This window comes from Deinococcus sp., assembly GCF_025362455.1.
GTDB lineage: Bacteria > Deinococcota > Deinococci > Deinococcales > Deinococcaceae > Deinococcus.
This window is the reverse complement of the sequence record NZ_JANYGJ010000196.1, coordinates 1-6854: the sequence shown is the minus strand read 5'-3', so window position 1 is coordinate 6854 and position 6854 is coordinate 1. Positions and strand designations below refer to the sequence as shown.

Genomic DNA, 6854 nt, shown 5'->3' with positions numbered 1-6854 from the left:
CAGCAGCACCGCCTCGATGCCGGTGCAGTGGTCGTAGACGTGGGCGTAGTCGCGCATCTGGAGGCCGTCGCCGTAGACCGGAATGGCCTCGCCGAGAATGGCGTTGGTCGAAAACAGCGGCACGGCCTTCTCCGGATACTGGTACGGCCCGACGTTGTTGGCGCCGCGCGTGATGGTCACCGGAATGCCGTAGGTGATGGCATACGCCTGGACCAGTTGATCGGCGGCGGCCTTGCTGGCGGCGTAGGGGCTGCGCGGGGCCAGCTCGTCGGTTTCCACGCTCTGGTGGTCGTCCTTGATGTGGCCGTAGACCTCATCAGTGCTGATGTGGTGCAGCCGGATACCCAGCTCGCGGGCGACTTCGAGCAAAACGTGGGTGCCGCGCACGTTGGTGTCGGTGAAGACCAGCGGGCCGAGAATGCTCTGGTCCACATGGGTCTCGGCGGCGAAGTTGACGATCAGGTCCACGCCGCCCTCGGTGCAGGCGCTGCGCACCGCGTCCATATCGCCGATGTCGCCGACGACCAGGCTCAGGCGAGGATCGTTCCAGAGGTCATGCAGGTTTTCCTTGCGCCCGGCGTAGGTCAGCTTGTCGTAGACGACGATTTTACTTTCAGGGTGCTGCGCCAGCCAGTAGCGCACGAAGTTGCTGCCGATAAAGCCGCAGCCGCCAGTGACAAGCAGGGTGTTGGTGTTCAGGGTCATGGGTTCTCCTTGGGGCGGGGTTGATCCCAGTGGTAACTGTGCATGCTCAGTTTTTTCTTGAGCGCTTTTGGAATCAGATGGTGCCGCTTGCCGAGTTGAAAGGCGGTGAACTTCGTCGCGGCTTCCAGAATAACCAATGGCACCAGATCCACCCGGCCATGTCGGGTGACGTAGCGTAGCTGTTCCTTCACGAAACGCAGGCCTTCACCCCCGACACTGGCCCCTTCGAGTAGCGTTCCAGCGTCCGCGAAAAAAGCACCGACATCGAAGTTGCGGCGAAATTGCTGCGCCAGGCTGTAGTCATGGGAGTGAATGACCTCCGACTCCGCCACGTACTTGATGGCGTGCCCGGCCCGCAGCAACTTGGCAGCCAGCGTCATATCCTCGTTCATGATGACGTGTTCGGGGAAACCGCCCACCTCCCAGAACACATCGGCCCGCACCGCCGAGCAGACGTTGGAGAAGAAAAACGCCTTGACGCCCATCTGTTCGATATCGGCCTGGGTACGAGTGCGGCTGGCTGCCGGGTAATTGAAATACCGGGAGAACTGTTCGAGGGGTGAGGCGCCGGGCCGGGGCAATTGCCGGGCGAAGGTCGCCACCGCCTCACCGGAGAGGATAGGAGCCGTCAGTTCGTCGAGCCAGCCGTCGTTGGCGGGAATGGCGTCCTGGGTCATGAACACCAGGATGTCGGCGCCCTGGTCGCGGGCTAGGCGGGCGCCGAGGTTGCGCGTGCCGCCGTGGTCGAAGTCAGATCTTTCGATTATAATATGATCGCCCAAATTCGTGCTGGCAGATCTGGTCTCTATGAAGATAATGTGCTGACTTTGGAAATATTTTTCAGTGTCTAATCTGAGTAGGTCTACATTCTGGTTGTATATTGGGCATATTAAGTGTATCTTATTTTGCATACTTAAGACCTTCCTCTTCTTAGATGCCTTCTTACCGTATCTCGCCTGCCCATTTTTCCAAGAAAGCCATCTCGTGTCCCCAAAAATGCACCTTCCAGCTTCCTAACTTTATCCTTTTCGAACACAACAATTGATATGATTTCATGGATGTTTCGCATGATGTTTAAAATTAAGAAACCAGGGAACTCCCTAAAGTATTTATTCTGCACTGCTATACCATTCCTGAATATGTAATATCGCCGAATTGGATTATGATTGTTGGGTTTTATTGTAAGACCGAGAAATTTCTCTTTGGTTCTCTCTCCTACGGAATGATTAAAGACAATATCACCATCCACCCATATATCATAACCCATGCTGATCAATCTTACACAAAACTCGGAATCAACATGGTCTATGAATAAATCCTCGTCCAGACCACCTGAACTGATGAATGCGCTCATGCTAACGAGAGAGCCGGATGTGATAGCAAACGTCGTCTTATGAAGTCCACCCTCTTCTGTAACAGAGAAGTTTTTGACTGACCAATTATTTATCAGGGTAAATTTTGCAAATGTTTTTGCGTTTACATCAAAAAAGTTTGGACAGAGCATAGCGACAGGTTGTGGAGATGTCTCAACCAAGTTGACGTAAGATTCGGAAAGACTGGCAATAAATTCAGGCGTGATATCTGAATCTTGATCAAACGTAAGAAAACAATCTACTCCCATAGAAAGCAGGTGTGCAGCGCCTTCATTAATTGCCCTAGCAATGCCATAATTGTCAAGAAGACGGTTGACGACAAATCCATTTCTCTCAAGAATCAAACAATACTCATCTGATGCGCTACCATTGTCGACGATTATTATTCTTTCTTTAGGAATAATGTTTGAAATGGACAAACTTAAGTTAATTACATTGTGATTAGGATTGTAAGATACGATTACAGCGCCAGCTAGTCCATTCATTCTATCTCCCTGTAGGCAAACTCCAGCCAACTATGACTTGCAAACGCAGGTTCTATTTGCATGATAACTAGTTTCCTACAGTACTACTTACATATTGTCTCTTTTCCTTTAAAAACTTTACTATAAATTGAATGATGATAATTGCAACGATGGCTAGAGTTGTGCTTCTTTGCACAATAAGTAATCCGGCATTCCATTGACTAATCGTACATACTATATAAGGATAAAAGATTATTCCGAAAATGGTGCTTGCCCGGAATAAAGAAAAGCAAACCCCAGATAAAAACCCATATAATATAAAGAGTATATAAGACCATGGGCCAATATCGGCCCAAGCCCATCCAAAAGTGGTTGCCCAAATATAAGCTTGGTTTAGACCAGCCGAACGCACCGCATCAAACTGGGAAAACCAGTCTTCTTCATCTGATCGTGGCACCCTTAGTCCAAACAATCTCATTTCAGCATAAGTATCCAATGCTTTCCCAATGTAAGGGGGGTTTATCAAACCTTGTAGCGTGTAAAATCCCCCCTCATTTGGATAATGCAACTTATTTTCAATCACGTAGGCGGCTCTATTATAACTGGCAGGGAAATATCCTAGTATAGCGCGGATTGGGGTATCAGCCGAATCAGTTTTTACCGATCTAGCAGACGCCACAACGAAGAAGAATCCAATTATTAACAGAGCCCCAACTAGACTAACCATAAACAGTTTACCTATTGGAATTAGCCTGTTACTAAATTTCGCAGATATGAATATAACAGCAGACATAATCAGAAAATTGATCAATGGGCCGCGTGTTAGAGTCAGTACAGTCATCAAAATAAATGATGCGGTGGTTGAGAAGAAAATACACCTATACATTGCAGTTAAGTCAGACGATTTAGATTTGAAGTAAATCCAAACTCCATACAGAAGAAGAAATGTAGAAAAATCTTTCGTCCAACCAAGTCGAGCATCACTTTGAGCCTGGCCGATATTTGTACGTAGGCTTCCGCCACCTCCGGAAGTAAATGCACCAATTATTTCGTTTAAACTTATTGTCCTTAGTATTGACCCTATACTGAGCAAGCTTATGCTGAAAACTATAATGAGTCCAATTTGAGCTCCTACTGTCTCAGGTTTTGTAATATTCTCACTGTCTCGTTTTGTTTTAGCAAACAAAATTTTTGATCCCAAAATAGCGAATAGGATATATAAGAGAACTAAGGATGTAATTATACCATAAAGTTTAAAATTCATAAACATTAGATTTTCTTCGCCAAGCACTTGTTCATAAAACTTTACGGGTGTTAGAGTGCTGACAAGTCCAAAAACCGCGCTTAATGCACCCAAAAACCATGGAGACATTATCAATCGAGAGCTCACACCTACATTCCTTAGTTTCATATCGTACTATTCGCGTTGTCAGAGGAAAATGCATTTAACCTATCAATCAGAATCTTATATGAATTGGAGACATCAAGCATATATACTGTATCGTAGATCTTTTTATTTTCAACAGCTATCGCACGTAAATCGTCTCCGCCTGGCACTTGTAGGGCGATCAAGTCATTAAATTCAACTATGCTATAACCGTAATACTCTATGTCACCAACATTTTTATCGAACATCACGGGAACTATGTACGAATTTACATATTCGCTGAATTTAGTTGGCGAAGCTACTCTATTAACCGCAATGTCGTCCCGCAACAAAAATCCCATTCCACACTCACGATATCTGTTCATCAGCTCATGCTTAGGCAATGATCCCACCACAACTTTTCCCGACTCAAATTTCTCTACTATATCTTTTGTCGCCTTCGAAGGAACATAAAATCTGAATTTGAATACGTTTTGGAATGCGAGAGCAAAATTCACCATGTAGTCTATATTCTGCCAAGCTTGAGTACCACCTGCATAAACAACAGTCAAGTCCCTATCTTCATTGACCGTATTCGCCAGAAAAATACTGACGTCCTCCTTCGGGCCAATTTCGGATTTATCGAAAATTGGCAATACAATAAATTTCTCAGATGATAGCCCTCGGTATTTTGACAGATAATGTTCTCGCATCGCTCGTGTAACTGCAATAAAATATTTTGATTTTTTAAACGCAAAATATTCTGCTATCGAATATAAAAAGCCTTTGAACTTTTTGCCGCTGAAAACGTACTCTTCGGGAACAATCCCATGTATGTCCAAAAACGTCGGACATTTGGTTGTAGTTAATGCAGGAAGGGCAAGAAAATAGTTCATAACGCTATGCACGTAAACCACATTCGATTTTAAAAGCAAACCAAATATGGTTGTTTGATGCAAAAACATGTTTAAACGCCAGATGCACACGCTAGAATCTTGATGTCTTATATTCTTCTTTGATTTTAACCAATAGCTTTTAAATGAGATATCCAGGTAAGTAATACTGTACGTTTCTCTAAGTATATCATCCATCTCAAGAACTCGCTGCATCATACCATCTTTGGCTGCCTCCTCATCGGGGTATTGGCCAATAACTAACATCTTTCCTTTCATATTACCTCCGCTTCCATTTGACTAAAATCCAGGACATCGAGAATACCGTGAACGAAGCTTCACCAAAGAGTATACTGAGGACAACACCATTCAGAGACAAAAGTTTAGGCATAAATGTGTAGAGTAATATCAGAAGAAAACATGACATAAAAAATATGGCTGAATACGTTTTACTTGCACCACTACCTATAAAGTATTGAATTCCAATCAGGTTATTCGTCAAGCTAAAAAAGCCCCAAACAGTAAGGAGTTGCAATTGAAGAGAATAATCCTCAAATTGAGGCCCAAATATGGAAAGAATTCGCCGAGCCAATATGATTACAAGTGATCCAACAAAGCAATAAGCAGTCAGCAACCACTTTCCTTTATCTACAATACGTCTCACTCCCTCATCTCTTCCGATAGCAAAACCTTGTGTTACAAAAGGAAGCATCGAAACAGTGAAAGGGGCAGCAAGACCCAGTATTGCTCGACTAACCCTATCTGCGATGCTAATTCCTGCTGCTTCACTGGTGCCGAAATACCATTGGGTAACCAAAATAAGGGATCCATTAAATAAGATTCCAGCTAGATTGACTAACGATATCGACCACCCCAAGCTCACTATCTTCCTCACCAACCCAAAGCTTTGTTTCTCAGGGAGTTTGATGGCTGTCGCCTTGATAAAGTGGTAAAATGATAGTGTACTTGGAATGAGCAGAGAAAATGAAAACGCCAAAAGTGTTATAGAGAGGTCTTTTGTGAGAAATGCAATTAAAATTGACAGCAATGTAGAGAGGATCTTGCTTATGAGAAAAATAGGCGTAATGATATGCGTATTTTGTAAACCATTAGATGCCCAAAATATTTGTGTAATATAACTGGAACACGCAATAGCAAACGCCATAACCAGTATTGCATTCATCTGAAAAGGTCTTAATACACCAAAAGCAATTATGACAGACAAAACTACAGCTAAAAATGCTCTCACCAGCAAAGAGCTCCAGAACCATTGACTAGTTTCGTGAACACCAGAAGATATTTCTCTGGTGCCAAAACTTGACATACCAAAATCGACAATGACAGAAGCGAACACGAGCCAAACAAGGAAAATACTGTATTCGCCGAATGATTTCTTATCCAAAATTCTGGTTAGCACTGGTAGAGTAGCGATAGGAAGTACCAAGTTAACAACATTTACGAGATAATTACCAAATATATTTTTCTTATTCATTATAAACGCATACTCATAATCTAGTACGCGCCCTTCCCCATCAGCACAACCCGCACGGTTTGCAGCAAGATCACCAAATCAAGCCAGGGCGTCCAGTTGGTAACATAGAAGTTATCCATCGCCACACGCTCGTCGTAGCTGGTGTCACTGCGGCCATTGGCCTGCCAGTAGCCGGTCATACCGGGCCGCACCTGCTTGTACGACGAATAGATCTCACCGTACTTGATCACCTCAGCCTGCACAATCGGGCGTGGGCCGACCAGACTCATTTCGCCGATAATAACGTTAAACAGTTGCGGAAACTCGTCGAGGCTGGTTTTACGCAGGATGTTCCCTACCCGCGTGACTCGTGGATCATTGCGCAATTTGTGCGTCGCGTCAAATTCAATACGCAACTCAGGATCAGCGTCCAGCACTTCCCTGAGCTTGGCTTCGGCGTCGCGGTGCATACTGCGAAACTTGAAGCAGTCGAACAGCTTGCCGTCGCGGCCCAGGCGCCGGGCACGGTACACCGCCGGGCCAGGGCTGTCGAGCTTGATGGCTATGGCGATCAGCAGCAGA

The 6854-nt window shown here is 45.1% G+C and carries 7 protein-coding genes; all 7 read right to left on the bottom strand.

Annotation, left to right across the window (positions count from 1 at the left end):
• Positions 1–705 (bottom strand): GDP-mannose 4,6-dehydratase (locus Q0R23_RS14330; RefSeq protein WP_293914059.1); only part of this gene is annotated, 705 nt, incomplete at its 3' end.
• Positions 702–1487 (bottom strand): glycosyltransferase, encoded by a 786-nt coding sequence (locus tag Q0R23_RS14325; RefSeq protein WP_293914057.1) that lies wholly within the window; start codon positions 1485–1487, stop codon positions 702–704. The genes Q0R23_RS14325 and Q0R23_RS14330, both read right to left, overlap by 4 nt.
• A gap of 131 nt (positions 1488–1618) precedes the next feature.
• Positions 1619–2563, bottom strand: a complete 945-nt coding sequence (locus tag Q0R23_RS14320; protein ID WP_293914055.1) for a glycosyltransferase family 2 protein — start codon at positions 2561–2563, stop codon at positions 1619–1621.
• Positions 2564–2630: 67 nt separating this feature from the next.
• Positions 2631–3932, bottom strand: a complete 1302-nt coding sequence (locus Q0R23_RS14315) for a hypothetical protein (protein WP_293914053.1) — start codon at positions 3930–3932, stop codon at positions 2631–2633.
• 17 nt (positions 3933–3949) lie between these two features.
• Entirely contained in the window at positions 3950–5080 is a 1131-nt protein-coding gene (locus Q0R23_RS14310) for a glycosyltransferase (protein WP_293914051.1), read from the bottom strand.
• A gap of 1 nt (position 5081) precedes the next feature.
• Positions 5082–6293 (bottom strand): oligosaccharide flippase family protein, encoded by a 1212-nt coding sequence (locus Q0R23_RS14305; protein ID WP_293914049.1) that lies wholly within the window; start codon positions 6291–6293, stop codon positions 5082–5084.
• Between the two features lie 20 nt (positions 6294–6313).
• A partial coding sequence (locus Q0R23_RS14300) for a sugar transferase (RefSeq protein ID WP_293914047.1) occupies positions 6314–6854 on the bottom strand: 541 nt, incomplete at its 5' end.

Coding starts and splice junctions, on each gene's coding strand:
- Q0R23_RS14310 (WP_293914051.1), bottom strand. CDS start 5,080: ATGAAAGGAAAGATGTTAGTTATTGGCCAATACCCCGATGAGGAGGCA.
- Q0R23_RS14305 (WP_293914049.1), bottom strand. CDS start 6,293: ATGAATAAGAAAAATATATTTGGTAATTATCTCGTAAATGTTGTTAAC.
- Q0R23_RS14320 (WP_293914055.1), bottom strand. CDS start 2,563: ATGAATGGACTAGCTGGCGCTGTAATCGTATCTTACAATCCTAATCAC.